Here is an 837-nt window from a genome sequence, read left to right as displayed (position 1 = left end):
GGCTTTTGGGTATTATTGGGGGTTATGCTTCTGTTTCAATGGGTAATATTGGTTGGTGTGGTGCGGGTGGAATTTTTGCGTGCACGCAATTTTACCTATGTCAATGCCGCACGTGCTTTAGGAGTTCCTAATAGCACTATTATGATGCGGCATTTATTACCTAATGCGATGGTTGCAGCTTTGACCTATATGCCTTTTTTGTTAACATCGGGTGTTTCATTACTTACATCACTTGATTATTTGGGATTTGGTCTTCCTCCTGGTTATGCTTCTTTAGGTGAATTGATGCGGCAAGCTACCACTAATTTGAACGCTCCTTGGATTGGTATTACAGGGTTTGTTGTTATTGCTGTTATGTTGTCTTTGTTGGCGTTTATTGGTGAAGCAGCGCGTGACGCTTTTGACCCGCGAAAGACATTACAATGACAAATTTGCTTTCAGTTCGTGATCTTTCGATTGCATTGTGCCAAGGGCAAGAACAAAGATACATTCTTGAAAAAGTTACTTTTGAAATTAAAGAAGGGGAGACAGTTGCTCTGGTGGGGGAATCTGGCTCTGGAAAATCGGTAACAGCACTGTCTATTTTGCAATTATTACCTTTTTTGAAAACGCTTTATCAATCGGGAGAAATTCTCTTTAATGATAAGGATTTATTAAAGCAGAAAGAAGAAGATTTGCGTAAAGTTCGTGGTAAAGATATTGCCATGATTTTTCAGGAGCCGATGACTGCTCTTAATCCTTTGCATAATGTAGAACGCCAAATCGGTGAAGTTCTCAAAATGCATTCAGATATGACAAATCAATCACTGCGTGCGCATATTATTGATTTGCTAACAC

The 837-nt window shown here is 39.5% G+C and carries 2 protein-coding genes; both read left to right on the top strand.

The genetic code is table 11. The features are described 5' to 3' along the window. A partial coding sequence (locus ACFIO5_RS11100; protein ID WP_375705435.1) for an ABC transporter permease subunit occupies window positions 1-426 on the top strand: 426 nt, incomplete at its 5' end. Then, the coding region (locus ACFIO5_RS11095) for an ATP-binding cassette domain-containing protein (protein ID WP_375705434.1) at window positions 423-837 on the top strand (415 nt) is incomplete at its 3' end. The genes ACFIO5_RS11100 and ACFIO5_RS11095, both read left to right, overlap by 4 nt.

It is taken from the genome of Bartonella sp. AA86SXKL (genome assembly GCF_042196885.1).
Note: the sequence above shows the minus strand (reverse complement) of the source record. Positions and strands in the feature narration are given on the sequence as shown.